This window comes from Streptomyces sp. NPDC012769 (assembly GCF_042901205.1).
Taxonomy (GTDB): Bacteria; Actinomycetota; Actinomycetes; order Streptomycetales; family Streptomycetaceae; genus Streptomyces.
Map to the genome: position 1 here is coordinate 305,549 of NZ_JBIBCP010000004.1, position 21,518 is coordinate 327,066.

The 21,518-nt window shown below is 72.0% G+C and carries 26 protein-coding genes; 14 read left to right on the forward strand and 12 right to left on the reverse strand.

All coding sequences use genetic code 11. From position 1 onward, the window contains the following. The first annotated feature begins 74 nt into the window (after positions 1-74). Positions 75-683: a TetR/AcrR family transcriptional regulator gene (locus ACFY7C_RS22705; RefSeq protein ID WP_389653551.1), complete on the forward strand. Its 609-nt coding sequence runs from the start codon at positions 75-77 to the stop codon at positions 681-683. A gap of 330 nt (positions 684-1,013) precedes the next feature. Then, complete coding sequence (locus ACFY7C_RS22710; RefSeq protein WP_389654467.1) at positions 1,014-2,480, forward strand: sensor histidine kinase; 1,467 nt, start codon at positions 1,014-1,016, stop codon at positions 2,478-2,480. A gap of 162 nt (positions 2,481-2,642) precedes the next feature. Here ACFY7C_RS22710 and ACFY7C_RS22715 read toward each other — a convergent pair whose 3' ends face one another. Beyond that, on the reverse strand, positions 2,643-2,900 hold the full coding sequence (locus ACFY7C_RS22715; RefSeq protein ID WP_003953983.1) for a WhiB family transcriptional regulator: 258 nt from the start codon (positions 2,898-2,900) through the stop codon (positions 2,643-2,645). Between the two features lie 317 nt (positions 2,901-3,217). Next, positions 3,218-4,186, reverse strand: a complete 969-nt coding sequence (locus ACFY7C_RS22720) for a diacylglycerol/lipid kinase family protein (protein ID WP_389653554.1) — start codon at positions 4,184-4,186, stop codon at positions 3,218-3,220. A 195-nt stretch (positions 4,187-4,381) separates the two neighbouring features. Between ACFY7C_RS22720 and ACFY7C_RS22725 the strand changes: the two genes are divergently transcribed. After that, positions 4,382-4,801 carry a hypothetical protein gene (locus ACFY7C_RS22725; RefSeq protein ID WP_389653557.1) on the forward strand — a complete coding sequence of 140 codons (420 nt, stop codon included), beginning with the start codon at positions 4,382-4,384 and terminating at the stop codon, positions 4,799-4,801. A 76-nt stretch (positions 4,802-4,877) separates the two neighbouring features. Here ACFY7C_RS22725 and ACFY7C_RS22730 read toward each other — a convergent pair whose 3' ends face one another. The 3 genes from ACFY7C_RS22730 to ACFY7C_RS22740 form a co-directional block, all read right to left on the reverse strand. Continuing rightward, complete coding sequence (locus ACFY7C_RS22730; RefSeq protein WP_389653560.1) at positions 4,878-6,002, reverse strand: SigB/SigF/SigG family RNA polymerase sigma factor; 1,125 nt, start codon at positions 6,000-6,002, stop codon at positions 4,878-4,880. Next, positions 5,999-6,412, reverse strand: coding sequence for an anti-sigma regulatory factor (locus ACFY7C_RS22735; RefSeq protein WP_015036094.1), 414 nt, complete (start codon positions 6,410-6,412; stop codon positions 5,999-6,001). Before ACFY7C_RS22735 ends, ACFY7C_RS22730 begins: the two co-directional genes overlap by 4 nt. Positions 6,413-6,628: 216 nt before the next feature. Further along, the gene (locus tag ACFY7C_RS22740) at positions 6,629-6,889 is read right to left on the reverse strand and encodes a UBP-type zinc finger domain-containing protein (protein ID WP_356700096.1); all 261 of its coding nucleotides are present in this window, start codon (positions 6,887-6,889) and stop codon (positions 6,629-6,631) included. 57 nt (positions 6,890-6,946) lie between these two features. On the opposite strand from ACFY7C_RS22740, the gene ACFY7C_RS22745 reads away from it, so the two are divergent. Beyond that, a complete protein-coding gene (locus ACFY7C_RS22745) occupies positions 6,947-8,542 on the forward strand; it encodes a Na+/H+ antiporter (RefSeq protein ID WP_389653563.1) in 1,596 nt (531 codons plus the stop codon). On the opposite strand, the gene ACFY7C_RS22750 is transcribed toward ACFY7C_RS22745, so the two are convergent. After that, on the reverse strand, positions 8,521-9,462 hold the full coding sequence (locus ACFY7C_RS22750; protein WP_389653566.1) for a 1-aminocyclopropane-1-carboxylate deaminase/D-cysteine desulfhydrase: 942 nt from the start codon (positions 9,460-9,462) through the stop codon (positions 8,521-8,523). The genes ACFY7C_RS22745 and ACFY7C_RS22750 overlap by 22 nt on opposite strands. Before the next feature lie 28 nt (positions 9,463-9,490). Beyond that, positions 9,491-10,081 (reverse strand): N-acetylmuramoyl-L-alanine amidase, encoded by a 591-nt coding sequence (locus ACFY7C_RS22755; protein WP_389653569.1) that lies wholly within the window; start codon positions 10,079-10,081, stop codon positions 9,491-9,493. A gap of 273 nt (positions 10,082-10,354) precedes the next feature. Here ACFY7C_RS22755 and ACFY7C_RS22760 point away from each other — a divergent pair, with 273 nt between their 5' ends. From ACFY7C_RS22760 to ACFY7C_RS22780, 5 genes are all read left to right on the forward strand, one after another. Continuing rightward, the gene (locus ACFY7C_RS22760) at positions 10,355-11,770 is read left to right on the forward strand and encodes a family 2B encapsulin nanocompartment shell protein (RefSeq protein WP_389653572.1); all 1,416 of its coding nucleotides are present in this window, start codon (positions 10,355-10,357) and stop codon (positions 11,768-11,770) included. Positions 11,771-11,866: 96 nt separating this feature from the next. Further along, complete coding sequence (locus ACFY7C_RS22765; RefSeq protein WP_389653575.1) at positions 11,867-12,916, forward strand: family 2 encapsulin nanocompartment cargo protein polyprenyl transferase; 1,050 nt, start codon at positions 11,867-11,869, stop codon at positions 12,914-12,916. A gap of 103 nt (positions 12,917-13,019) precedes the next feature. Continuing rightward, positions 13,020-13,607, forward strand: coding sequence for a dihydrofolate reductase family protein (locus tag ACFY7C_RS22770; RefSeq protein ID WP_389653578.1), 588 nt, complete (start codon positions 13,020-13,022; stop codon positions 13,605-13,607). Positions 13,608-13,633: 26 nt separating this feature from the next. Beyond that, positions 13,634-14,023 carry a hypothetical protein gene (locus ACFY7C_RS22775; protein WP_389653580.1) on the forward strand — a complete coding sequence of 130 codons (390 nt, stop codon included), beginning with the start codon at positions 13,634-13,636 and terminating at the stop codon, positions 14,021-14,023. 42 nt (positions 14,024-14,065) lie between these two features. Continuing rightward, entirely contained in the window at positions 14,066-14,485 is a 420-nt protein-coding gene (locus tag ACFY7C_RS22780; RefSeq protein WP_389653583.1) for a DUF6304 family protein, read from the forward strand. A 94-nt stretch (positions 14,486-14,579) separates the two neighbouring features. Here the strand turns inward: ACFY7C_RS22780 and snpA are convergent, their stop codons facing one another. Beyond that, positions 14,580-15,227: a snapalysin gene (gene snpA, locus ACFY7C_RS22785; RefSeq protein WP_389653586.1), complete on the reverse strand. Its 648-nt coding sequence runs from the start codon at positions 15,225-15,227 to the stop codon at positions 14,580-14,582. 185 nt (positions 15,228-15,412) lie between these two features. On the opposite strand from snpA, the gene ACFY7C_RS22790 reads away from it, so the two are divergent. The 3 genes from ACFY7C_RS22790 to ACFY7C_RS22800 are packed head-to-tail and all read left to right on the forward strand — an operon-like array spanning position 15,413 to position 17,321. Next, positions 15,413-16,366, forward strand: coding sequence for a LysR substrate-binding domain-containing protein (locus tag ACFY7C_RS22790; RefSeq protein ID WP_389653589.1), 954 nt, complete (start codon positions 15,413-15,415; stop codon positions 16,364-16,366). Next, positions 16,363-16,863 (forward strand): hypothetical protein, encoded by a 501-nt coding sequence (locus tag ACFY7C_RS22795; protein ID WP_389653593.1) that lies wholly within the window; start codon positions 16,363-16,365, stop codon positions 16,861-16,863. The genes ACFY7C_RS22790 and ACFY7C_RS22795 overlap by 4 nt, the downstream gene beginning before the upstream one ends. Continuing rightward, positions 16,860-17,321 carry a GNAT family N-acetyltransferase gene (locus tag ACFY7C_RS22800; protein WP_389653596.1) on the forward strand — a complete coding sequence of 154 codons (462 nt, stop codon included), beginning with the start codon at positions 16,860-16,862 and terminating at the stop codon, positions 17,319-17,321. The genes ACFY7C_RS22795 and ACFY7C_RS22800 overlap by 4 nt, the downstream gene beginning before the upstream one ends. Before the next feature lie 64 nt (positions 17,322-17,385). On the opposite strand, the gene sodN is transcribed toward ACFY7C_RS22800, so the two are convergent. After that, positions 17,386-17,781 (reverse strand): superoxide dismutase, Ni, encoded by a 396-nt coding sequence (sodN, locus tag ACFY7C_RS22805; RefSeq protein WP_046907284.1) that lies wholly within the window; start codon positions 17,779-17,781, stop codon positions 17,386-17,388. A gap of 141 nt (positions 17,782-17,922) precedes the next feature. Here sodN and sodX point away from each other — a divergent pair, with 141 nt between their 5' ends. Next, complete coding sequence (gene sodX, locus ACFY7C_RS22810; protein ID WP_389653600.1) at positions 17,923-18,348, forward strand: nickel-type superoxide dismutase maturation protease; 426 nt, start codon at positions 17,923-17,925, stop codon at positions 18,346-18,348. Here the strand turns inward: sodX and ACFY7C_RS22815 are convergent. Next, entirely contained in the window at positions 18,261-18,881 is a 621-nt protein-coding gene (locus tag ACFY7C_RS22815; RefSeq protein WP_389653603.1) for a CGNR zinc finger domain-containing protein, read from the reverse strand. The two genes, sodX and ACFY7C_RS22815, sit on opposite strands and share 88 nt — an antisense overlap. Positions 18,882-18,978: 97 nt before the next feature. On the opposite strand from ACFY7C_RS22815, the gene ACFY7C_RS22820 reads away from it, so the two are divergent. After that, complete coding sequence (locus ACFY7C_RS22820; RefSeq protein WP_389653606.1) at positions 18,979-19,743, forward strand: class I SAM-dependent methyltransferase; 765 nt, start codon at positions 18,979-18,981, stop codon at positions 19,741-19,743. 57 nt (positions 19,744-19,800) lie between these two features. Here the strand turns inward: ACFY7C_RS22820 and ACFY7C_RS22825 are convergent, their stop codons facing one another. Further along, positions 19,801-20,568 carry an amino acid ABC transporter ATP-binding protein gene (locus ACFY7C_RS22825; RefSeq protein ID WP_389653608.1) on the reverse strand — a complete coding sequence of 256 codons (768 nt, stop codon included), beginning with the start codon at positions 20,566-20,568 and terminating at the stop codon, positions 19,801-19,803. Further along, the gene (locus ACFY7C_RS22830; RefSeq protein ID WP_389653611.1) at positions 20,565-21,515 is read right to left on the reverse strand and encodes an amino acid ABC transporter permease; all 951 of its coding nucleotides are present in this window, start codon (positions 21,513-21,515) and stop codon (positions 20,565-20,567) included. Before ACFY7C_RS22830 ends, ACFY7C_RS22825 begins: the two co-directional genes overlap by 4 nt. Positions 21,516-21,518 lie beyond the last annotated feature (3 nt).

The following is a 21,518-nucleotide window of genomic DNA, read 5'->3' on the forward strand; positions in this document are numbered from 1 at the left end:
CCTCCACTTATGTAGCGGTCGTTACGAAAAGAACCGTACCCCACCTTCCGTAGTGGCCGCTATAGAATTTCCCCATGACCACGAGACAGCGCGGCCGCCCCCGCTCCTTCGACCGCGCCACCGCCCTGGAGCGGGCGACGATGGCCTTCTGGGAGCACGGGTACGAGACCACCTCCGTCTCCGACCTCACCCGCGTCATGGGCATCAGCGCGCCGAGCCTCTACGCGGCCTTCGGTGACAAGAAGACGCTGTTCGAGGAGGTCGTCGCGGCCTATGCGGGGTCGTACGGAGCCTTCGGCGGGCGGGCCTTCGCCGAGGAGCCGACCGCCCGCGCGGCCGTCGGCCGGATGCTCCGCGAGGCGGCGGGGGAGTACACCGACCCCGCCCACCCCCGCGGCTGCCTGATGATCTCCGCCGCGATCAACTGCTCGACCCCCGAGGTCGAGGGCGCCCTGCGGGCCCGGCGCAACGCCAACCTGGCCTTCTTCGAGGAGCGCATCCGCCGGGACGTCGAAGCGGGCGAGCTCCCCGCCGGCACCGACGCCCGCGCCCTCGCCCGCTTCAGTGGCGCGGTCCTCCAGGGCATGTCCCAGCAGGCCCGCGACGGGGCGACGGAAGAGGAGCTGACGGCCGTGGCGGAGGCGGCGATGCGGGCCTGGCCCGACCCGGAGCGGGGGGCCTGACCGGCCCCGGAAACACCCGCGGGCCGCGGCGCCCGACGGGACCCTCAACCCGTCCGGCACCGCAGCCCGGAGTTGCCCGGCCGGGGGTGTGCGGTCCCTCGGCCGTGTGGGAGGTCTCGACGCAGTCAGGGCAGAGAGCGCCGGGTACCTCGTTCCACCCTCCTGTGCGGGGAGGATGGAGGTTCCATGGAATGCATTGTGGACTAGACCATTCTCGTCTGTCCATCCATGCGACAGCGGTCGTACCGGGCCCATCCTCCAACACGGAGGCCCGGAGATCCAGGTTCACCGCCTGTTAATTCCGCGGGTACGCTCGCACACGTGCCCTCCATGAACGACCTCGTACGCCAGCACACCGCCCTGAGCGAGTCGGACCTCGACTGGCTCCACATGCTGGTGTCGGAGTGGCAGCTGCTCTCCGACCTCTCCTTCGCCGACCTCGTCCTGTGGGTGCCCACCCTGGACGGTACCCGGTACGTCTCCGTCGCCCAGATGCGGCCGAACACCGGGCCCACCTCCTACCAGGACGACATGGTCGGCCACCTGGTTCCGCGCGGCCGCCGCCCGCTCCTGGACGCCGCCCTCGACGAGGGCCGGATCGTGCGCGAGGGCGACCCCGAGTGGCGCGAGGAGGTCCCGGTCCGGGTCGAGTCCATCCCCGTACGCCGTGAGGGCCGCGTCCTCGGCGTCATCGCCCGCAACACCAACCTGCTCACCGTGCGGACCCCGTCCCGGCTGGAGCTCACCTACCTCCAGTCCGCCTCCGACCTGGCCCAGATGATCGCCGCCGGTTCCTTCCCCTTCCCCGGGGAGCAGGTGGACATGGACTCCTCGCCGCGGGCCGGCGACGGACTGATCCGGCTCGACGCCGACGGCGTCGTCCAGTACGCCTCGCCCAACGCTCTCTCCGCGTACCACCGACTGGGCCTCGCCGCCGACCTGGTCGGCCAGGACCTCGGCCAGATCACCGCAGAACTCGCTCCCTCCCGCGGCCCGGTGGACGAGGCGCTGGCCAAGATGGCCTCCGGCTACGCCCCCCGCGAGTTCGAGGTCGAGGGCAACGGCGGGGTCATCCAGCTGCGAGCGATCCCGCTCAAGCCCAAGGGCACCCGCATCGGTTCGCTCGTCCTGCTCCGGGACGTCACGGAACTGCGCCGCCGCGAGCGCGAGTTGATCACCAAGGACGCCACCATCCGGGAGATCCACCACCGGGTGAAGAACAACCTCCAGACGGTGGCCGCGCTGCTCCGCCTCCAGGCCCGCCGGATGGACTCCGAGGGCGGTCGCGAGGCCCTCAACGAGGCCGTGCGGCGCGTCGGTTCGATCGCCATCGTGCACGAGACGCTCTCCCAGAACCTGGACGAGCGGGTCGAGTTCGACGAGATCGCCGACCGGGTGATCGCGATGGTGGCGGAGATCTCACCGGGCAAGGTGACCTGCCGGCGCAACGGCCGCTTCGGCATCCTCGACGCCGAGGTCGCCACCCCGCTCTCCATGGTCCTCACCGAGATCCTGCAGAACGCGCTGGAGCACGCCTTCCCTCCGGGCGAGCAGGGCACGGTCGAGGTCACCGCCGTCCGCGGCGAACCCCGCGCCGACGCCCGGCTCCTCATCACCGTCAAGGACGACGGCGGGGGACTGCCGGAGGGCTTCGACCCGCAGCGCGCCGGCAACCTCGGTCTGCAGATCGTGCGGACGCTCGTCGAGGGCGAGCTCGGCGGCAGCTTCGACATGCAGCCCGGCGCCGAGCGCGGCACCCGGGTTGTCCTCGACATCCCCGTACACCCGCAGAAGTAGCGGCGGCGGAGGGGGAGTTCGGCGCTCCACAGCAGCGAGCCCCGGACCGAAGGGAATCGGTCCGGGGCTCGAATGCTGTGGGTTACTGCTGCGCGCTGCGGCTCGGGGGCGGTGATTGCGTACGCGGTGTACGCGCCGCGGGCCTCAGGCTGTGCAGGTGGCTCAGGCGCTGGCGTTGCGCGCCCGGTTGCGGGCGGCGCGACGCTTCATCGCGCGGCGCTCGTCCTCACTGAGGCCACCCCAGACGCCGGAGTCCTGGCCGGACTCGAGCGCCCACTGCAGGCACTGCTCCATGACGGGGCAGCGGCGGCAGACGGCCTTGGCTTCCTCGATCTGCAGCAGCGCAGGACCGGTGTTGCCGATGGGGAAGAACAGCTCGGGGTCTTCCTCACGACAAACGGCGTTGTGACGCCAGTCCATGGCTGCTACCTCTCTTGGTATTACGTGCAGGTTGCTTGTGAATGTGAACGCTTTCACGAATCCCCCCGCAAGGGAAGGGCCGACTGCCAGGTGAACTGGTGTGGTCCTGGGTTTGAGGAGGGGTTCTGGCTCTCAGTGGAGGCCGGTCTTGCGGGCCGTCCCGATCGCCAAGAAGAGACTCGCAAACCTCGGCAGCGGATACAACCCCTTCTGGAAAGTTTTTTTTGATTCCTCGGTGTCGGCTCGGTCACAGCCGTACTTCTGGGGGGTGGATGGCAGCCTAAACGTTCGAGTAGAAGGACTTTCGGTCCTTCTGGTCACACAATCACACGCAGTGCACGGCGTACGCCTGTGAACGTCACGCTCGTTCGCAGTCCCAGATGGTCACCGTCCATCTGAAGGGGGAGCGGGACCTTCGAATGCAAGGTGAAGTCGGTCAGATCGTGCAGGGTCAGCGCGTGCTTGCCGTGCGGCCCGCGCTCCGGTGTGGAAGTGAGCAGCTGGGTGGCGTACCGGGCCACCGCGGGGGTCGAGAGACGGCTCAGTCCGAGCACGTCGAGGGCCGTCTCGAAGGACGCCTCCGGCGACGCGTACACCGGACGATTCCCCAGGTAGGTCCAGGGAGAGGTGTTGCAGATTATGGACAGGACGAGATCCTCCACAGGATCCTCACCCGGCCGCTCCAGGGTGATCGTCCCGCGCCGCCGGTTCTGCTCGCCCAGGAACTGCCGCACCACCTGACGCAGATAGAGCGCGTGCGTCGAACGCTTGCCCCGCTCCCGCTGCTGTTCGACCCGTCCGATCACACTCGCGTCGAACCCGAACCCGGCACAGAAGGTGAACCAGCGCTCCGGCACCCCCTCGTCCTCCGTGCCCGGCGTCCCGGACGCGAGCCCCAGGCTCACCGTCCGTGCCCGCCGCTCACGCAGCGCGTCGAGCAGCGCGCCCGTCGCCTCCACCGCGTCGTTCGGCAGACCCAGCGCCCGCGCGAACACATTGGTCGAGCCGCCCGGCACCACCGCCAGCCCCGGCAGGCGGTCCGGATCGGGTCCCGCGTGCAGCAGCCCGTTGACCACCTCGTTGACGGTGCCGTCACCGCCGAGCGCCACCACCAGGTCGACGTCGTCCGCCTCGGCGGCCCGTCGTCCCAGGTCACGGGCGTGGCCCCGGTACTCGGTCGTCACCGCCTCCAGCTTCATCTCGCTGGCGAGCGCGTGGATCAGCACATCCCGGGTGCGGGCACTGGTGGTGGTGGCTGCCGGGTTGACCACGAGAAGCGCGCGCATGGTCGCCAGCGTACCTACCCGGTGGTACCGGGCCCAGTCCCGGCCCGGGCCACCCGCTCTCGGGCGGGCCCTGTCCCGGCCCGGGCCACCCGCTCTCGGGCGGGCCCTGTCCCGGCCCGGGCCACCCGCTCTCGGGCGGGCCCTGTCCCGGCCCGGGCCACCCGTCGGCGGGCCGGCCCCGGCTACCCTGCCTGCATGAGCAGTACGGAGCAGACTCCCCGTCCCGGGCGCCTCACGGCCGCCGCCGCGGTGGCCGGCGTCGAGGGCCTCGCCCTTCTGGCCGGCGGCCTCTACATGCTGGTGGCCGTTCTCGCCGACCGGCCCGACGACCTCACCTCGGGCCTCATGGGCGGCGCCACCCTGGCCGCCCTCGGGCTGATCCCGCTCGCCGCCGCCCGCGGCCTGTGGCTGCGCCGCTCCTGGAGCCGCGGCCCCGCGGTCATCACCCAGATCCTCGCGCTGCCGGTCGCCTGGCAGCTGCTCCAGGCGAACAGCGTCATGATCCCGGCCGGCATCGCCCTCGCGGTCCTCGCCGTGACCGGCCTGGTCCTGCTGGTCAGCCCGTCCACGACCGAGGCCCTCGGCATCAGGCGCCCCGGCCAGGACACCGCCTGACTCGCGTCACCCGCGTCACCCGCGTCCCCGGGTGGGGCCCCGCGTAACCCCGCCGGGTCACGCGAGGCCATGGGGGCTACTCCTCGACGAGCAGCTTCTCCCGGAGCTGCGCCAGCGTCCGGGCGAGCAGCCGGGAGACGTGCATCTGCGAGATGCCGACCTCCTGCGCGATCTGCGACTGGGTCATGTTCCCGAAGAAGCGCAGCAGCAGGATCCGCTTCTCGCGCGGCGGGAGGTCCTCCAGGAGCGGCTTGAGCGACTCCCGGTACTCGACCCCCTCCAGCGCCTCGTCCTCCGCGCCCAGCGTGTCCGCGACCGCCGGCGACTCGTCGTCCGTGTCCGGCACGTCCAGGGAGAGCGTCGAGTAGGCGTTCGCCGACTCCAGGCCCTCCAGGACCTCCTCCTCCGAGATCCCGAGCCGCTCCGCCAGCTCGTGCACCGTCGGTGAGCGCCCGTGCTGCTGCGACAGCTCCGCCGTCGCCGTGGTCAGCGACAGCCGCAGCTCCTGGAGCCGCCGGGGCACCCGTACCGCCCAGCCCTTGTCACGGAAGTGGCGCTTGATCTCGCCGACGACCGTCGGGGTCGCGTACGTCGAGAACTCCACCCCGCGGTCCGGATCGAACCGGTCCACCGACTTGATCAGGCCGATCGTCGCCACCTGCGTCAGGTCGTCCAGCGGCTCGCCACGGTTGCGGAAGCGCCGGGCCAGGTGCTCCACCAGCGGCAGGTGCATCCGCACCAGCCGGTCGCGCAGCGCCGCCTTCTCCGGCGAGCCCTCGGGAAGGCCGCGCAGCTCCACGAAGAGCGCCCGCGCCCCGCTGCGGTCGTGCGGGTCGGGCACGACAGGGACCTCGGGAGCCTCCTCGACCTCATGAGCCTCGGAGGCCTCCTGGGACTCGTCACTCTCCGTGACACCGGCGTCGGCGGGGCCCTCGGGGCCCTCGGGGACCGCCGGGGCCGCGGACACCGCGGGGACCTCCCGCCCGGCGCGGGTGGCGGCCGGACCGGCCGGGCCCGCCGGGGCCGCGGGGCCCGCGGGAACCGCTTCGTGCTGCTCGTGCTCGCTCATCTGGTCCGCCTGCTCCGCGTGATCCGTAGCGACCTCGACTCCGGTCTCGACCGGGACCGCCCCGGTCGCCGGCTCCGGATGCGGCCGTGCCTGCTGCTCAGGGATGCCGGCCGTCGCGTCCCCGCTCCTCACGCCGGGCCTGGCCCCGCGCCGCGCTGTTTGTACAGGCTGATGGAGACCGTCCGGTCCTCCGCCACGGACGACTCCACCTTCCCGGCCAGTGCCGAGAGCACCGTCCAGGCGAAGGTGTCCCGCTCGGGGGCCCGGCCGTCCGTCGTCGGAGCCGAGACCGTGACGTCGAGCGAGTCGTCGACCAGCCGGAAGACGCAGCTCAGCACCGACCCCGGCACGGCCTGCTGGAGCAGGATCGCGCACGCCTCGTCGACGGCGATCCGCAGGTCCTCGATCTCGTCGAGGGTGAAGTCCAAACGCGCCGCGAGACCGGCCGTGGCCGTACGCAGCACGGACAGGTAGGCACCCGCAGCGGGCAGCCGGACTTCCACGAAGTCCTGGGTCCCGGGCTCGCCTGCGATCTGGGACACCCTCACCTCCAAGGTGGCACAAGCTCTTTCGGGGTCCGAGGAGGAAGCCCCCGAACCAGGCGGTACGCAGTCGGTTGCGCAGTCCGCCGAGACGCTATCGCGATCCGTCCCGCCGTGTCGCCGGGGGACCGGACGGACCGCCCCCCGCAGGACCTGACCCGAAGGACACGCCCCGGCGGCCGCGGAGAACCCGCGGAGGGGTGACGTACCCAACCGTCAGACGATCGAACCGTCCACGAAGCACCAGCGCCAGCGCTCGTTCGGCTCGAAGGTCCGCATCACCGGGTGGCCGGTGGCGGTGAAGTGCGCCGTCGCGTGCCGCCCCGCCGAGGAGTCGCAGCAGCCCACGTGTCCGCAGCTGAGACACAGCCGCAGCTGGACCGGGTGCGTCCCGTCCGCCAGACACTCCGGACAGGTGTCGTGCAGCGGGGCGGGCTCGGGGTGCGGCATTTCGGCAACGTGCGGACACTCGCTCATGATGGCCAGGTTACGTTGCGACAGGAGTGACGTACGGGGCACAGGACGGGACCGGGCATGGACGCACTGCAACTGGTGGCGCTGGTCGCGGCGAGCGCCGCCGTGGCGGGCTTCGCCCGCAGGACCCCGGTGCCGGCGCCGCTGCTCCTGGTCGCCGTCGGCCTCGCCGCCTCCTACGTGCCCGGCGTGCCCGACTACACCCTCGACCCGCACATCGTGCTGCCGCTGATCCTGCCCCCTCTGCTCTACACGGCCGCCGTCGACTCCTCGTACCTCGATCTGCGCGCCAACATCCGGCCCGTCGCCCTGCTCTCCGTCGGCTACGTGCTGTTCGCGACGGTCGCCGTGGGCTGGCTCGCGTACGTCCTCGTGCCCGACCTGCCGCTGACCGCCGCGCTCGTCCTGGGCGCGGTCGTCGCCCCGCCGGACGCGGTGGCCGCCACCGCCATCGCGCGCAGGCTCGGCCTGCCGAACCGGATCACCACGATCCTCCAGGGCGAGTCCCTGGTGAACGACGCCACCGCCATCACCGCCTACAAGGTCGCCCTCGCCGCCGCCGTGGGCGAGGGCATCAGCTGGTCGGGCGGCATCGGCGAGTTCGCCCTCGCCGCGATCGGCGGCATCGGCGTCGGCCTGATCCTGATGCTCCCCATCCACTGGCTCCGCCTGCGGCTGCGCGAGGCACTGCTCCAGAACACGCTCTCCCTCCTCATCCCCTTCATCGCCTACGCGGCGGCCGAGGAGGTCCACGCCTCCGGCGTGCTCGCCGTCGTCGTGGTCGGCCTCGCCCTCGGCCACAAGAACTGGCAGGTCGACTTCGCCACCCGCCTCCAGGAGGAGGCGGTGTGGAAGATGGTCGCCTTCGTCCTGGAGTCCGCCGTCTTCGCGCTGATCGGCCTCCAGCTGCCGTACGTCGTCCAGGGCCTCGGCCGGTACGGGGTGGGGGAGGCCGCCTGGTACGCGGCCGGGGTCTTCGTCGCCGTGGTCGTCGTCCGCTTCGTCTGGGTCTACCCCGCCACCTTCCTGCCCCGCTGGATGTCCGCACGCGTCAGGGAGCGCGAGCCCGGAGTGGACTGGAGGGCGCCGCTGGTCGTCGGCTGGGCCGGCATGCGCGGGGTCGTCTCGCTGGCCATCGCCTTCTCCATCCCCGTCGTCACCGACGGAGAGCCGTTCCCGGCCCGGAACCTGGTCCTCTTCCTCACCTTCACCACCGTGATCGGCACCCTCGTCGTCCAGGGCCTCACCCTGCCGCCCCTCATCCGGGTCCTGAAGCTGCCCGGACGCGACCGCTACCAGGAGACCCTCGCCGAGGCGCAGGCCCAGAGCGAGGCGTCCCGGGCGGCGGAGGAACGGCTCGACGCCCTCCTCGCCGACGAGCGCAACGCCCTGCCGCAGCCCCTCGCCGACCGGCTCCGCACCGTCCTGGAACGGCGCCGCAACGCCGTCTGGGAGCGGCTCGGCGCCGTCAACGAGCTCACCGGCGAGACCGCCGACGACACCTATCGCCGGCTCGCCCGGGAGATGATCGACGCCGAGCGCGAGGTGTTCGTACGCCTGCGCGACGCCCGCCGCATCGACGACGAGATGATGCGCACCCTGCTGCGCCGCCTCGACCTGGAGGAGGCCGCCGCCTACCGGGAGGAGTCCGCCTGAGGCTCCGGCACCGGAGGTGGCGCGGGCGGCTCGGGCGCACCGGTGACGACGGCCGCGACGCGGGTGCCGGGGGCGAAGGCGCCCTCCTGGGCCAGCGTGGCCAGCCCGTACAGCATTTTGGCCACATACAGTCGCTCGATGGCGAGTCCATGCCGCGTGCCGAAGTCCTGTGCGAAGGCGTCGAGTTCCGGGGTCGTACGGGCGTAGCCGCCGAAGTGGAAGCGCTCGTCGAGCCGCCAGTCGCCGCGCGGCCCGCCGAAAGCCGTCTCCTGGAGGGCGCGGACCTCCCGGCCGAGGAAGCCGCCCTTGAGGACCGGGACGCCCATGGTCCTGCCGTCGAAGCCGGCGGCGAGGCCCGCGAGGGTGCCGCCGGTGCCGCAGGCGACCGCGACGACATCGGCCTTCCCGTTCAGTTCGCGGCCCAGCTCCACGCAGCCGTGGACGGCGAGCGCGTTGCTGCCGCCCTCGGGGACCACGTAGACGTCCTCGGGCGCGCCGGCCAGCGCCAGGAGGCGGGCCAGGGCGCCGGGTTCGTGCTTCGCGCGGTACGTGGCGCGGTCGGCGAACACCAGCCGCATGCCATCCGCCGCGCAGCGCGCGAGGGACGGGTTGAGGGGCCGGCCGGCCAGCTCGTCGCCGCGCACGACGCCGATCGTGGGGAAGCCGAGGAGCCGGCCGGCGGCGGCCGTCGCCCGCAGGTGGTTGGAGTAGGCGCCGCCGAAGGTGAGCACGGGCCGCCCGCCGGCCTCCCGCAGGTTGAGGGCGAGCTTGCGCCACTTGTTGCCGGGCAGGTCGGGGTGGATCAGGTCGTCCCGCTTGAGCAGCAGCGTCAGGCCGTGCCGGGTGAAGCGCTCGTCCTCGGCCGGCTCCAGGGGGGAAGGGAGCCGGGGCCGCAGGCGGGCGGGATCGAACGCGTTCACCCGGCCATTCTCGCCGCCCCTGCGGGGGTCAGCGCAGCAGGTCGGCGACCCGCTCCCGCATCGACGCCATGGTGAAGCCGCGCGGGTCGACCTTGCCCGGCTGCCACTCCAGGTGGCCGATGACCGAGCGCTGGGTCCAGCGGTGCACCCGGCAGACCGCGGCGGCGGCCTTGGCGATGGCGTCCAGCTGTGCCTTGGGCCACGGGTCCTCGCCGTCGCCGAGGTTCTCGCACTCGAAGCCGTAGAAGTGGCGGTTGCCGTCGGTGGTGGCCTCGTTGTCCGGTGGCAGGCCCTGCTCCGCGATGACCGCCCGCAGCACCTCGTCGTCGCCGAGGCCGGCGTGGTTGGCGCGGCCGTAGCCGACCAGGTGGACGGTGCCGTCCTTGGCGATGACGCCGTGGCACAGCGGCCCGGGCAGGCCGCCGTGGCCGTCCCTGCAGATGCGGACGGTGTTGCTGGTGCCCCTGGTGACGGTGTGGTGGATCATCACGCCGTGCACGGGGCCCCAGGGGCCCTTGTGGTTGCGGTTGTGGGTACGCCAGTCGCCGACCTCGACGACCGTCAGACCCTCGTCGCGCAGCGCGGCGAGGAAGCGGCTCGCGGACATGGGTGAGGCCATGACCGGCTCCTTTCAGGGAGGGGATCGCGGTCCCACCGGAGTACCGGAGGGATCGACTCCGCTGCCATCCGTTCGGACCGTGTGCGAGCCGATCCGGACAAAACTGGGGAAACGGGTGAGGTGGGAGGGGTCGCGCATGCGCTGTTCGAGTGGGAAATCGTGCGCCATGCCCAGGGGAACACCGTCAACTCCCACTCTTTTGTGTAATGGCGCGGACACACTCCGTGCTGAAAGGCTTCCTCTCGCAGGTTTGTCGTATCGAGAGGGAGTTCCATGTCCGTTGGTTCGGTTGGCGACGAGGTCCGCGCGGGCCAGGCGGCCCCGCAGCAGAGTCTCGGGACCGCCGCCGCGCGGAACCTCGCGACCACCACCAAGTCGGCCCCGCAGATGCAGGAGATCACCTCCCGGTGGCTGCTGCGGACGCTGCCGTGGGTGCAGGTGCAGGGTGGCACGTACCGGGTGAACCGGAGGCTCAGCTACTCCGTGGGTGACGGCCGCGTCACCTTCGTGCAGACCGGCGAGCGGGTCGCGGTCATCCCCGCCGAGCTCGGCGAGCTCCCCGCCCTGCGCGGTTACGAGGACGAGGACGCCCTCACGGAGCTGGCCGCCCGCTGCCGCCAGCGGGAGTACGCGGCGGGCGAGGTCATCGCCGTCCGCGGCGAGACCACCGACCGGGTCCACCTGCTCGCCCACGGAAAGGTCGAGCAGGTCGGCGAGGGACCCTACGGGGACGAGACCGTCCTCGGCGTCCTCGCCGACGGCGCCCACTTCGGCGACGCCTCGCTCGTCAGCGCGGACGCCACCTGGGAGTGGACCGCCCGCGCCGCCACCGCCTGTACGGTCCTGGAGCTCAGCCGGGCCGACGTGCTCAACCTCGCCGAGCGGGCCGGCTCGCTCGCCGGCCACCTCGCGGAGTACGCCGCGCTGTCCCACCAGCGCACCAACAAGTACGGCGAGGCGGCCATCGACCTCTCCGCCGGCCATGTCGGCGAGGCCGTCGTCCCGCACACCTACGTGGACTACGACGCCTCCCCGCGCGAGTACGAGCTGAGCGTCGCCCAGACCGTGCTGAAGGTCCACACGCGCGTGGCCGACCTCTACAACCAGCCGATGAACCAGACCGAGCAGCAGTTGCGGCTCACGGTCGAGGCGCTGCGCGAGCGCCAGGAGCACGAGCTGGTCAACAACCGGGAGTTCGGTCTCCTCGCCAACTGCGACTACGGGCAGCGCCTCCAGCCCCACGACGGCGTGCCCGGACCGGACGACATGGACGAGCTGCTGTCCCGCCGGCGCGGCTCCAAGATGTTCCTGGCGCACCCGCGCGCCATCGCGGCCTTCGGCCGGGAGCTCAGCAAGCGCGGTCTGGTCGCCGAGACGATCGACGTCGGTGGCACCCGGATCATGACCTGGCGCGGGGTGCCGATCTACCCGTGCAACAAGATCCCGGTCTCCGAAGCCCGCACCACGTCCATCATCTGCATGCGCACGGGCGAGTCCGAGCAGGGCGTGATCGGCCTGCACCAGCCCGGCCTGCCGGACGAGATCGAGCCCAGCCTGTCGTGCCGCTTCATGGGCATCGACGAGCAGGCGATCATCTCCTACCTCGTCACGGCCTACTACTCGGCGGCCGTGCTGGTCCCCGACGCGCTGGGCGTCCTGGAGAACGTGGAGGTCAGCCGCTGGCGGTGAGCCAGCCTCCCGGGGGCGGGGCGGCCGTGCCCCGCCCCCGGCTGACAGCCGCGCAAACCGCACGACCGCACCGCCGCGAGAAAGTGATCTTCGAACATGACCACCACCCACGTGGACGCCGCCACCGCGGGACAGGGCGCCGTGCTGCTCCTGGACCGGGCGCGCAGCGTCGTCGACCCCCAGCTGCGGACGACCGTCGAGTCCCTGCCGGGATCCATACGGCGCATCGCGAAGTACCACTTCGGCTGGGAGCACGCGGACGGCACCCCCGCCACGGGACAGGGTGGCAAGGCCATCCGGCCCGCCCTGGTGCTCGCGGCGGCCCGCGCGCTCGGCGCGGACCCGGCACCGGCCGTGAAGGCCGCGGCGGCGGTGGAGCTGGCCCACAACTTCACCCTGCTCCACGACGACATCGTCGACGAGGACCCGACCCGCCGTCACCGGCCCACGGCCTGGACGGTGTTCGGCATTCCCGACGCGCTGCTCGCCGGCGACGCCATGAACGCGCTCGCGCTGCGGCTGCTCGCCGAGGACCCCCACCCGGCCTCCGCCGAGGCCGCGGCCCGGCTGGCCGCCTGTGTCATCGAGCTGTGCGCGGGCCAGCAGGCGGACTGCGCCTTCGAGCAGCGCGGGCCGCACGAGGTCTCCCTGGACGAGGTGGTGGCGATGGCCACCGCCAAGACCGGCGCCCTGCTGGGCTGTGCCTGTGCGCTCGGCGCGCTGTACGCGGGGGCGGACGAGGAGGCGGTCGCGGCGCTGGACGCCTTCGGCCGGGAGGCCGGTCTCGCGTTCCAGCTGATCGACGACCTGATCGGCATCTGGGGCGACCCGGGGCGGACCGGCAAGCCGGCCGGCGCCGACCTCGTCGCCCACAAGAAGTCGCTCCCCGTGGTGGCGGCGCTGGCCTCCGGGACCCCGGCGGGGGAGGAGCTGGCCGCGCTGTACGCCCGCCCGGTCCTCGACCCCGAGGCGGTGCGCGCGGCGGCCGACGCGGTGGAGCGGGCGGGCGGCCGGGACTGGGCACAGCACCAGGCGGCGGAGCGGATGGCGCGCGCGGTGGAGCAGCTCTCCCGGGCGGTGCCGGACCTGTCGGCGGCCGGGGACCTGCTGGCGCTCGCGGAGTTCGTGACGCGGCGGAGTCGCTGACGCGCGAATTCATGTGCGAAAGGGGCTTGCGCAACCACTACGGGTAGAGCACTATGTGCGCAGTGGTCGATGCGGCCACGCCTCCTACCGAAAGAGATCCGGTTTGCGCAAGCTCACCTACTTCATCGCCTGCTCGATCGACGGCTTCATCGGCGACCCGAAGGGCGATGCCACGTCCACGTACGCGTACGTGGCCGGGGAATTCCTGGAGTACCTGAAGACGGAGTACCCGGAGACGATCGCCGCCCACGGGTGGCCGGTCCTGGGTGTCGAGCCCGGTACGCCCAACCGCCACTACGACACGGTGCTCCAGGGCCTGAACTCGTACCGCCTCGGCCTGGACATCGGCATCACCAGCCCGTACGCCCACCTGCGGGAGCTCGTTGCGACCCGCTCGCTGACGGAGTCGCCCGACCCCAACGTCGAGCTGATCGCCGAGGACCTCGTCGGCCGCATCCGCGAGCTGAAGGCCGAGGACAGCCCGCTCGACATCTGGCTCTGCGGCGGCTCGACCATCGCGGGCGAGCTCATCGAGGAGATCGACGAGCTGGTCATCAAGACCTATCCGCAGGTCTTCGGCTCCGGAATGCCGATGTTCGGTGCGGACTTCGCCCCGCGTGACTTCACCCTGGGCGAGGTGCGGACCTTCGACAACGGCGTTCTGGTCCGGACGTACACCAGGAAGCGGTGACGGGGGCCGCGCCCTACCCTGGAGGCATGAGCGGCGACCTTCCGCACACGACGAGGGACCCGCAGGCCAAGCATCTGTGCCCGGCCTGCGGACAGCCCCTCCAGGTGCTGGCCAAGCGGCACAAGGTCCTCGGGGCCTGGGTTCCGGAGTGGGAGGTGCAGCCGTGCGCCAACCCGGAGTGCCCGCGCTACGAGGCTCCCGAGGCGGTCCTCGAAGCGGGCGCCGGACCCGCGCCCGGCGGCGATGCCGGACCCGCCGCCGGACCCGTCGGCGATGCCGGGCCCACCGCCGGACCCGTCGGCGATGCCGGGCCCACCGCCGGGCCCGGACCCGCCGTCGGCGACGGCACGGAAGCCACTACCACGCACGTGACCGGCAAGAATGGCGAGACCGGGAGAAGTCCGGCCCCTGGGTGACCGGCCGCGCGCCGGAGCCGGTCATACCGCTACAGTCCGCGCATGTCATCGGAGTCGACAGAAGTCTGGACCGGTTGGTACCGGGACCGCCGTGGTGCCGAAGCGATCGTCATCACGGCCGACGGGAGCCATGTGGCCACCCGGATCAGGGGTATCGAGTACACGGGCGCGAGCTTCGACGCCCTGCGCGCCGCGGACGAGGGCGGGCAGGCCCTCACCGGCTGCGTACTGGAGTGGGACCTCCCGCTCCCCGTCGTCGCGGACGGCGTCACCCAGCAGGCCACGCTCAGCTGCCTGCTCACCCTCGGCGAGCGGGCCGACCTCAGCCTCACCCTCCACTACGGGGGCGCGGCCTACGAGTCCGGCATCGCCGGCGGTGACTTCGAGGAGGCCCTGAGCCGGGTCCGGCGCCAGCTGCCGCCGGGCACCGAGTTCGGCCGGGGGCTGCTCCAGGCGGCCTGACCGGATCGCCTGACCGCATCGCGCATCCCTCGGGCGAGAACGGGGGGCGAGGCGCGGCTCAGGCCCTCGCCCCCCGTCTTCTTCCCGTGTTCGCTCAGCCCACCTTGAACGCCGAGGCGAGCCCGTAACGCCACAGCTGGTCGACGCGCGCCCGCTCCTGGGAGTTCGGGTAGGCGTTCGTGCAGGACGTGCCGGGCCCGCCGCCGGACATCAGCTCGCTGCACGGGCCGCTGTAGTGGTCGGGGAGGCCGAGCACGTGCCCGGTCTCGTGGGCGGTGACGCGGGTGGAGTTGTACTGCTGGTTCTGCCGGTAGTCGAGGAAGATGTAGCCGTTGCCGTGCCCGTCCGTGCTCGCGTACGAGCCGCGGGAGTCATTGCCCTCGTAGTAGCGGAAGTCGGGGTTCGACCCCTCCACCAGGCGGACGTTGACGACGGAGCTGTTCCATATCTGCGCCGAGCGGGAGATCTGGGTGCGGAAGGTGGGCGCGTTGGCGGCGCTGTAGACCACGGTGACCGCGGTGGCACCAGGCGTGGCGGCCCGCTTCTTCGCGACCGACGCGACGACGGCTTCGAAGAACGCCTGGTTGGCCTTGGCCTCCTCGGCGGAGCCGGCGTAGGCCACCGTGGGGACGGCGGTGGCGGAGGCGGCGGACGCGGCGACCGGGGAGGCTCCGAGGGAGAGGGTGAGGCCGGCACCGAGGGCGGCGGTCAGTAAGGACGTGAGGATCTTCGGGTGTCTCATGGGGGGCTCCTCCTGTGGGGTTGAGGAGAGTGTCGGGGGAGCCGGGGCGGGTGGGGAATGATGCCATCCGCCGATAACTCGGCCCTATCACCGTGCGGTTGGCGCCCCGTGACGTCATGGACCGGGCCCGCTCCGGGCTCGCCGCCCGTCTGGTGCGGTGGGCGACCCCGCCCTAACCTCTGACCATGGAGCTGGAGGTGAGGCACCTGCGGGCGCTCTGCGCCATCGCGGACACCGGCAGTCTGCACAAGGCCGCCCGCCAACTCGGCGTCAGCCAGCCCTCCCTGACCACCCAGCTGCGCCGCATCGAGAACGCCCTCGGTGCCGAGCTCTTCTCCCGCGGCCGCACCGGCTGCCACCCCACCCCGCTCGGCCGCTCCGTCCTCAGCCGCGCCCGCCCCCTCGTCGACGGCATGACCGCGCTGATCACCGAGACCCGGGCCGCCGCCGCCCGCACCGGCGGCCCCGCGCTGCGCGTCGGCTCCACCGCGAGCCGGGCCCTGCCGGGCTGGCTGCGCCGCCTCCGCCAGGGCATGCCCGACACCGACATCGCGCTGCGCGTCGACGTCTCCGCCCACGCCCTGCTGCGCACGGTCGCCGCGGGGCAGCTGGACGTGGCCTTCGTCCACGAGGTCGAGGGCTGTCCGCTGCGGGTCCCGGACGGACTGCGGGGGCGCGTCCTGGTCGAACGCGAGCCGCAGTTCGTCTCGATGGCCCGGGACCACCCGGCGGCCGGGCGTGAGGTGGTGGAGCTCGCCGACCTCGCCCACGACCGGTGGGCCGTCGATCCGGCCGTCGACGGGGAATGGGACGGGCTGCGGCGGGTCCTGGGCGCGGCGGGCCTCGACCCGCCGATGCTGCACGCCGACTACCACACCGCCGCCTCGCTCATCGTCCTCGGCGAGGCCGTCGCCCCCTGCCAGCCCACCTCGGGCGGGCGCGACGACATGGCCGTCCGCCCGTTGCTCGGCGACCCGCTGGCCGTACGGCTGCTGCTGTACGCCGCACCGGGCGTGCCGCTCGACCGACCGTACGCGGAACTGGCCGCCGCGTACCGGGAGGCGGCCCTGCGCGCCGCCCCGTACCGGCGCTGGCTGCGTGCGGGCGGGACGGCGGGGCCGTGCATGATGACGGTATGAACGATCACGGGCGCTGGGACGCCGTCATGACGCTGGCGAAGGGCCATCACGCCCGTACGGTGCGGCCGTTGGGGGTGCGGGAGCTGGCGGGCCATCGCGTCAAGGCGTACGGCGTCGAGGCCCCCGGCCGTACGGTCGGAGAGGCGGAGGCGGCGCCCGCGCTGGCGCTGGCCGCCGACCACCTGGCCGCGGGCCGCCACCGGGGCTCGCTGGGCCTCGCGGTGCTGCTGGTGCACGCGGGCGGTGACGGCGACTACGTCCTCGTGCACACCTGGATCGAGGGCCACATGTCCGACCTCGCCGTCTGGACCGGCCCGGCCGGCCGCCCCGACGCCCTGCGCCCCGGGCGGGCCGGGCTCGCCCCCTGCGTCTGGGAGGCCGCGGTCCTCTCCCACGAGCGCGAGGCATTCGTCCGCCACGTCCTCGACGGCACGGGGCCGGCCGACGGGCGTCTGGCCGCCTGGGCCGCCGACACCCTGGAGGGGGAGGTCCGATGACCGGCGCCGTCGTCCGCCACGCCCGGCCGGAGGACCTGGACCGGGTCGCCGAACTCGCCGCCGAGCACGCCGCCTACGAGAAGGCGGCGCCCCCGCCCGCCGACCTGGCCGCCCGTCTCCACCGCCTCCTCTTCGAGCCCACGACCCCGCGCCTGCGCTGCCTGGTCGCCGAGCTCCCCGACACCACCCTCGCCGGCTACGCCACCTGCGCCCCCGAGCTCTCCACCTGGGACGCCGCCGAGTACCTCCACATGGACTGCCTCTACCTCACGGAGTCCGCCCGCGGCCACGGCCTCGGCCCCCTCCTGATGTCCGCCGTCCGCACCGAGGCCCGCGCCCTCGGCCTCACCCACATCCAGTGGCAGACCCCCACCTGGAACGAGGGCGCGATCCGCTTCTACGACCGCCTGGGCGCGACTTCGAAGCAGAAGCGCCGCTACACGCTGCCGGTGGACTGACCGCACGCGGAAGGGGCCCGACCGCAGGCGGTCGGGCCCCTTCAGGGCAGGAACGGAAGGAAGGTCAGGCCTTCTTCGTCTCCCAGAAAATGCGGTCGATCTCGGCGATGAGCTCCAGCGCCTTCTCGCCCGTCTTCGGGTCCGTCGAGGCCTTCGCCGCCGACAGGGCCTTCAGGGTGTCGTTGATGAGCGTGTGCAGCTCGGGGTACTTCTCGAAGTGCGGGGGCTTGAAGTAGTCGCTCCACAGCACCGAGACGTGGTGCTTGGCGAGCTCCGCGCGCTGCTCCTTGATGACCGTGGCGCGGGCCCGGAAGTGCGGGTCCTCGTTCGCCTGGTACTTCTCCTGGACGGCCTTGACGGACTCGGCCTCGATGCGGGCCTGGGCCGGGTCGTACACGCCGCAGGGGAGGTCGCAGTGGGCGCTGACCTTCACCTTGGGGGCAAACAGGCGGGAGAGCATGCTGCTGTCCTTCCTCGTGATCGTCTTCTCAGGTGGGACATTACTCCGTGAGAAGCGTGATTTCGCGAGCGCCCCCTGGGGCTTAGGACAAAAGTCCAGGGTCGGCATGGGACTCGTGGACGATCGGACCGGAGGTGCCGAATGGTGGAGTCGGGGCGCGAGCCGGGGCAGGAGACCGGGGCCCCGTTCGGGATAGCCGAGGTGACGGGGGTGTCGATGGTGCCCACGCTGCTGCACGGCGATCGGCTGTTCGTGCACTACGGGGCGCGGCTGCGGCCCGGGAACGTGGCCGTGCTGCGCCATCCCCTGCAGCAGGATCTGCTCATCGTGAAGCGGCTGATCGAGCGGCGGGACGGCGGCTGGTGGGTGCTGGGGGACAACCCGGACGCGGAGGGCGACAGCCGGGTGTTCGGGGTCGTACCGCCGTCGCTCGTGCTCGGGCGGGTACGGGCGCGGTACCGGCCCGTCACCCCCGGGCGTCAGCGGTCGGTCGGCGTGGTGCTCTCCTGGCTCTTCTCCTCGGTGCGGCCGGTCCGCTCGGCCTCCTGGCGCTTGCGGGCCCGGTAGGCGGCCACGTTGGCGCGGGTGGCGCAGCGGTCGGAGCAGTAGCGGCGGGAGCGGTTGGTCGAGGTGTCGAGGTAGGCGTTGCGGCAGGGCGCGGCCTGGCACAGGCCGAGGCGGTCGGCGCCGAACTCCGTGAGGTGGAAGGCGAGGCCCATCGCGGCGATGGCGGCGTAGCCCGCGGTCGCGTTCGACGGGTGATCGGCGAGGTGCATGTGCCAGCGGGGCCGGCCCTCCTCGTCGAGGTAGTCGTGCCCGGAGATCTGCGGGCTGACGGGGAACTCCAGGAGCAGGGAGTTCAGCAGGTCGACGGCCTGGGTGTGGTCGCCCTCGTCGGCCGCGGTGAAGACCGCGCGCAGCCGGGCGCGGACCGAGCGGAAGCGGGTCACGTCGGCGTCCGTGGCCCGCCGGGCCATCTGGGAGGCCGCGCCGAAGAGCTCGCGGACCGTCTCGACGGAGGTGAGGGAGTCCTTGCCGCGGACCGGCTCCTCGGTGTTGACCAGACGCACGGCGTAATCCGAGTAATAGGCCAGTTCCACTTGTAGTCCTTACTCCGGCGGGCTAGGGTCAGGGCGGGGGAAGGGTAAGCGACGCTTCCCCTTCGAGGGTATTACGACGAGGGTGAGGGTAGGGCCAATGACGGACACGGCGACGACCGGAACCGACTGGGCGGCCTGGCAGCAGAGCTGGGACCGCCAGCAGGAGTGGTACATGCCGGACCGCGAGGAGCGGTTCCGCGTGTTGCTCGACATGGTCGAGGCGCTCGTGGGGCCGGAGCCCCGCGTCCTCGACCTCGCCTGCGGTACGGGAAGTATTACGGACCGGCTCCTCCGGCGGTTCCCGAAGGCCACCAGCACCGGCGTCGACCTCGACCCCGCGCTCCTCGCCATCGCCGAGGGCTACTTCGCCCAAGACCCGCGCGTCACCTTCGTGACCGCGGACCTCACGGACCCCGCCTGGACCGCCGCGCTGCCCCACGACTCGTACGACGCCGTCCTGACCGCCACCGCCCTCCACTGGCTGCACAGCGAACCCCTGGCGGCCCTCTACGGGCAGCTGGCCGGGCTTGTCCGTGACGGCGGCGTCTTCATGAACGCCGACCACATGATCGACGAGACCACTCCCCGCATCAACGCCGCCGAGCGGGCCCAGCGCCACGCCCGCATGGACCGCGAGAAGGCCGAGGGTGTCCTCGACTGGGCCGACTGGTGGGCCGTCGCCGCCGCCGACCCGGTCCTCGCCGCCCCCACCGCCCGCCGCTTCGAGATCTACGGCGAGCACGCCGACGGCGACATGCCCGCGCCCCGCTGGCACGCCGACACCCTGCGCGCGGCGGGCTTCGGCGAGGCCCGGCCGGTCTGGGCCTCGCCCTCCGACACCCTGCTGCTCGCCGTGAAGTAGCGGTCCCACGACGAAGGGGCGGTACGGGCCTGGCCCGTACCGCCCCTTTCGTACGCCTTACAGCACCTTGGACAGGAACGCCTTGGTGCGGTCGTGCTGCGGGTTGGTCAGGACGTCCCGGGGGTTGCCGGACTCGACGACGACGCCGCCGTCCATGAAGACCAGGGAGTCGCCCACCTCGCGCGCGAAGCCCATCTCGTGGGTGACCACGATCATCGTCATGCCCGACTCGGCCAGATCGCGCATGACGTCCAGGACGTCACCCACCAGCTCCGGGTCGAGAGCCGAGGTCGGCTCGTCGAAGAGCATCAGCTTCGGCTCCATCGCCAGCGCGCGGGCGATGGCCACGCGCTGCTGCTGGCCGCCGGACAGCTGCGAGGGGTAGTTGCCCATGCGGTCGCGCAGACCGACCCGGTCGAGCAGCCGCTCGGCGCGCTCGCGCGCCACCGCCTTGGACTCGCCCTTCACCTGGATGGGCGCCTCCATCACGTTGGCCAGGGCCGTCATGTGGGGGAACAGGTTGAAGCGCTGGAAGACCATGCCGATGTCCCGGCGCTGGGCCGCGACCTCGCTGTCCTTCAGCTCGTAGAGCTTGTCGCCCTTCTGGCGGTAGCCGACGAGCTGGCCGTCGACCGAGAGCCGGCCGCCGTCGATGCGCTCCAGGTGGTTGATGCAGCGCAGGAAGGTGGACTTGCCGGAGCCGGACGGGCCGACCAGGCAGAACACCTCGCCGTTCTGCACCTCGAGGTCGATACCGCGCAGGATGTGCGCGGCGCCGTAGGACTTGTGAACGCCTTCGGCCTTGACCATGGGCTGGCCGGTCATCGGGTCGCCTCCGGGGAACGCTTGAACGTGGTCAGGTTCTTCTTGACCCGCTGCCACGGGGTGGGCGGCAGGGTGCGGAGGGAACCGCGGGAGAAGCGACGCTCCAGGTAGTACTGGCCGACGCTGAACACGCTGGTCAGCGCCAGGTACCAGATGGAGGCGACGAAGAGCATCTCCATCACGGCGCCGGCCGTGGAGCCGATGTTCGAGGACGCCCGCAGCAGTTCGGTGTACTGCACGGCCGAGACCAGCGACGAGGTCTTCAGCATGTTGATGAACTCGTTGCCCGTCGGCGGCACGATCACCCGCATGGCCTGCGGAAGAACGATCCGCCCCATGGTCTTCGTCTGCGACATGCCGAGCGCGTGGGCCGCCTCGGTCTGTCCCTCGTCGACCGACTGGATGCCGGCGCGGACGATCTCCGCCATGTACGCGCCCTCGTTGAGGCCGAGGCCGAGCAGCGCGACCATGAACGGCGTCATGACGTCGACGGTCTCGTTCTTGTAGATCGGCCCGAGGTTGATGTACTCGAAGATCAGCGACAGGTTGAACCAGACCAGCAGCTGCACGTACACCGGGGTGCCGCGGAAGAACCAGATGTAGAGCCACGCGACCGCGCCGGTGACCGGGTTCTTCGAGAGCCGCATGACGGCGAACAGGATGCCGAGGACCAGGCCCAGCGCCATGGAGGCGACGCTGATGATCACGGTGTTCGCGAGGCCGTCGAGGATCGACGTGTCGAACAGCTTGTCCCACACCGTGCCCCAGATGATGTTGCCCTGGGAGAAGGCGTAGAAGAGCCACCCGAGGAGGACCACGACCACGACAGCGCTGACCCAGCGGCCGTAGTGGCGTACGGGGATGGCCTTGATCGCCTCGTAGGGCGTGCCCGAGGGGCCGGACCCGGCCGGTGCGGCGGCCGGGTCCTTGGAGATCTTGTCAGTCACGAC

What these genes read in the sequence shown, in the direction of transcription:
- ACFY7C_RS22705 (WP_389653551.1), top strand. Translation starts at nt 75, where the DNA reads ATGACCACGAGACAGCGCGGCCGCCCCCGCTCCTTCGACCGCGCCACC.
- ACFY7C_RS22710 (WP_389654467.1), top strand. Translation starts at nt 1,014, where the DNA reads ATGAACGACCTCGTACGCCAGCACACCGCCCTGAGCGAGTCGGACCTC.
- ACFY7C_RS22715 (WP_003953983.1), bottom strand. Translation starts at nt 2,900, where the DNA reads ATGGACTGGCGTCACAACGCCGTTTGTCGTGAGGAAGACCCCGAGCTG.
- ACFY7C_RS22720 (WP_389653554.1), bottom strand. Translation starts at nt 4,186, where the DNA reads ATGCGCGCGCTTCTCGTGGTCAACCCGGCAGCCACCACCACCAGTGCC.
- ACFY7C_RS22725 (WP_389653557.1), top strand. Translation starts at nt 4,382, where the DNA reads ATGAGCAGTACGGAGCAGACTCCCCGTCCCGGGCGCCTCACGGCCGCC.
- ACFY7C_RS22740 (WP_356700096.1), bottom strand. Translation starts at nt 6,889, where the DNA reads ATGAGCGAGTGTCCGCACGTTGCCGAAATGCCGCACCCCGAGCCCGCC.
- ACFY7C_RS22745 (WP_389653563.1), top strand. Translation starts at nt 6,947, where the DNA reads ATGGACGCACTGCAACTGGTGGCGCTGGTCGCGGCGAGCGCCGCCGTG.
- ACFY7C_RS22755 (WP_389653569.1), bottom strand. Translation starts at nt 10,081, where the DNA reads ATGGCCTCACCCATGTCCGCGAGCCGCTTCCTCGCCGCGCTGCGCGAC.
- ACFY7C_RS22760 (WP_389653572.1), top strand. Translation starts at nt 10,355, where the DNA reads ATGTCCGTTGGTTCGGTTGGCGACGAGGTCCGCGCGGGCCAGGCGGCC.
- ACFY7C_RS22765 (WP_389653575.1), top strand. Translation starts at nt 11,867, where the DNA reads ATGACCACCACCCACGTGGACGCCGCCACCGCGGGACAGGGCGCCGTG.
- ACFY7C_RS22775 (WP_389653580.1), top strand. Translation starts at nt 13,634, where the DNA reads ATGAGCGGCGACCTTCCGCACACGACGAGGGACCCGCAGGCCAAGCAT.
- ACFY7C_RS22780 (WP_389653583.1), top strand. Translation starts at nt 14,066, where the DNA reads ATGTCATCGGAGTCGACAGAAGTCTGGACCGGTTGGTACCGGGACCGC.
- snpA (WP_389653586.1), bottom strand. Translation starts at nt 15,227, where the DNA reads ATGAGACACCCGAAGATCCTCACGTCCTTACTGACCGCCGCCCTCGGT.
- ACFY7C_RS22790 (WP_389653589.1), top strand. Translation starts at nt 15,413, where the DNA reads ATGGAGCTGGAGGTGAGGCACCTGCGGGCGCTCTGCGCCATCGCGGAC.
- ACFY7C_RS22795 (WP_389653593.1), top strand. Translation starts at nt 16,363, where the DNA reads ATGAACGATCACGGGCGCTGGGACGCCGTCATGACGCTGGCGAAGGGC.
- ACFY7C_RS22800 (WP_389653596.1), top strand. Translation starts at nt 16,860, where the DNA reads ATGACCGGCGCCGTCGTCCGCCACGCCCGGCCGGAGGACCTGGACCGG.
- sodN (WP_046907284.1), bottom strand. Translation starts at nt 17,781, where the DNA reads ATGCTCTCCCGCCTGTTTGCCCCCAAGGTGAAGGTCAGCGCCCACTGC.
- sodX (WP_389653600.1), top strand. Translation starts at nt 17,923, where the DNA reads ATGGTGGAGTCGGGGCGCGAGCCGGGGCAGGAGACCGGGGCCCCGTTC.
- ACFY7C_RS22820 (WP_389653606.1), top strand. Translation starts at nt 18,979, where the DNA reads ATGACGGACACGGCGACGACCGGAACCGACTGGGCGGCCTGGCAGCAG.
- ACFY7C_RS22825 (WP_389653608.1), bottom strand. Translation starts at nt 20,568, where the DNA reads ATGACCGGCCAGCCCATGGTCAAGGCCGAAGGCGTTCACAAGTCCTAC.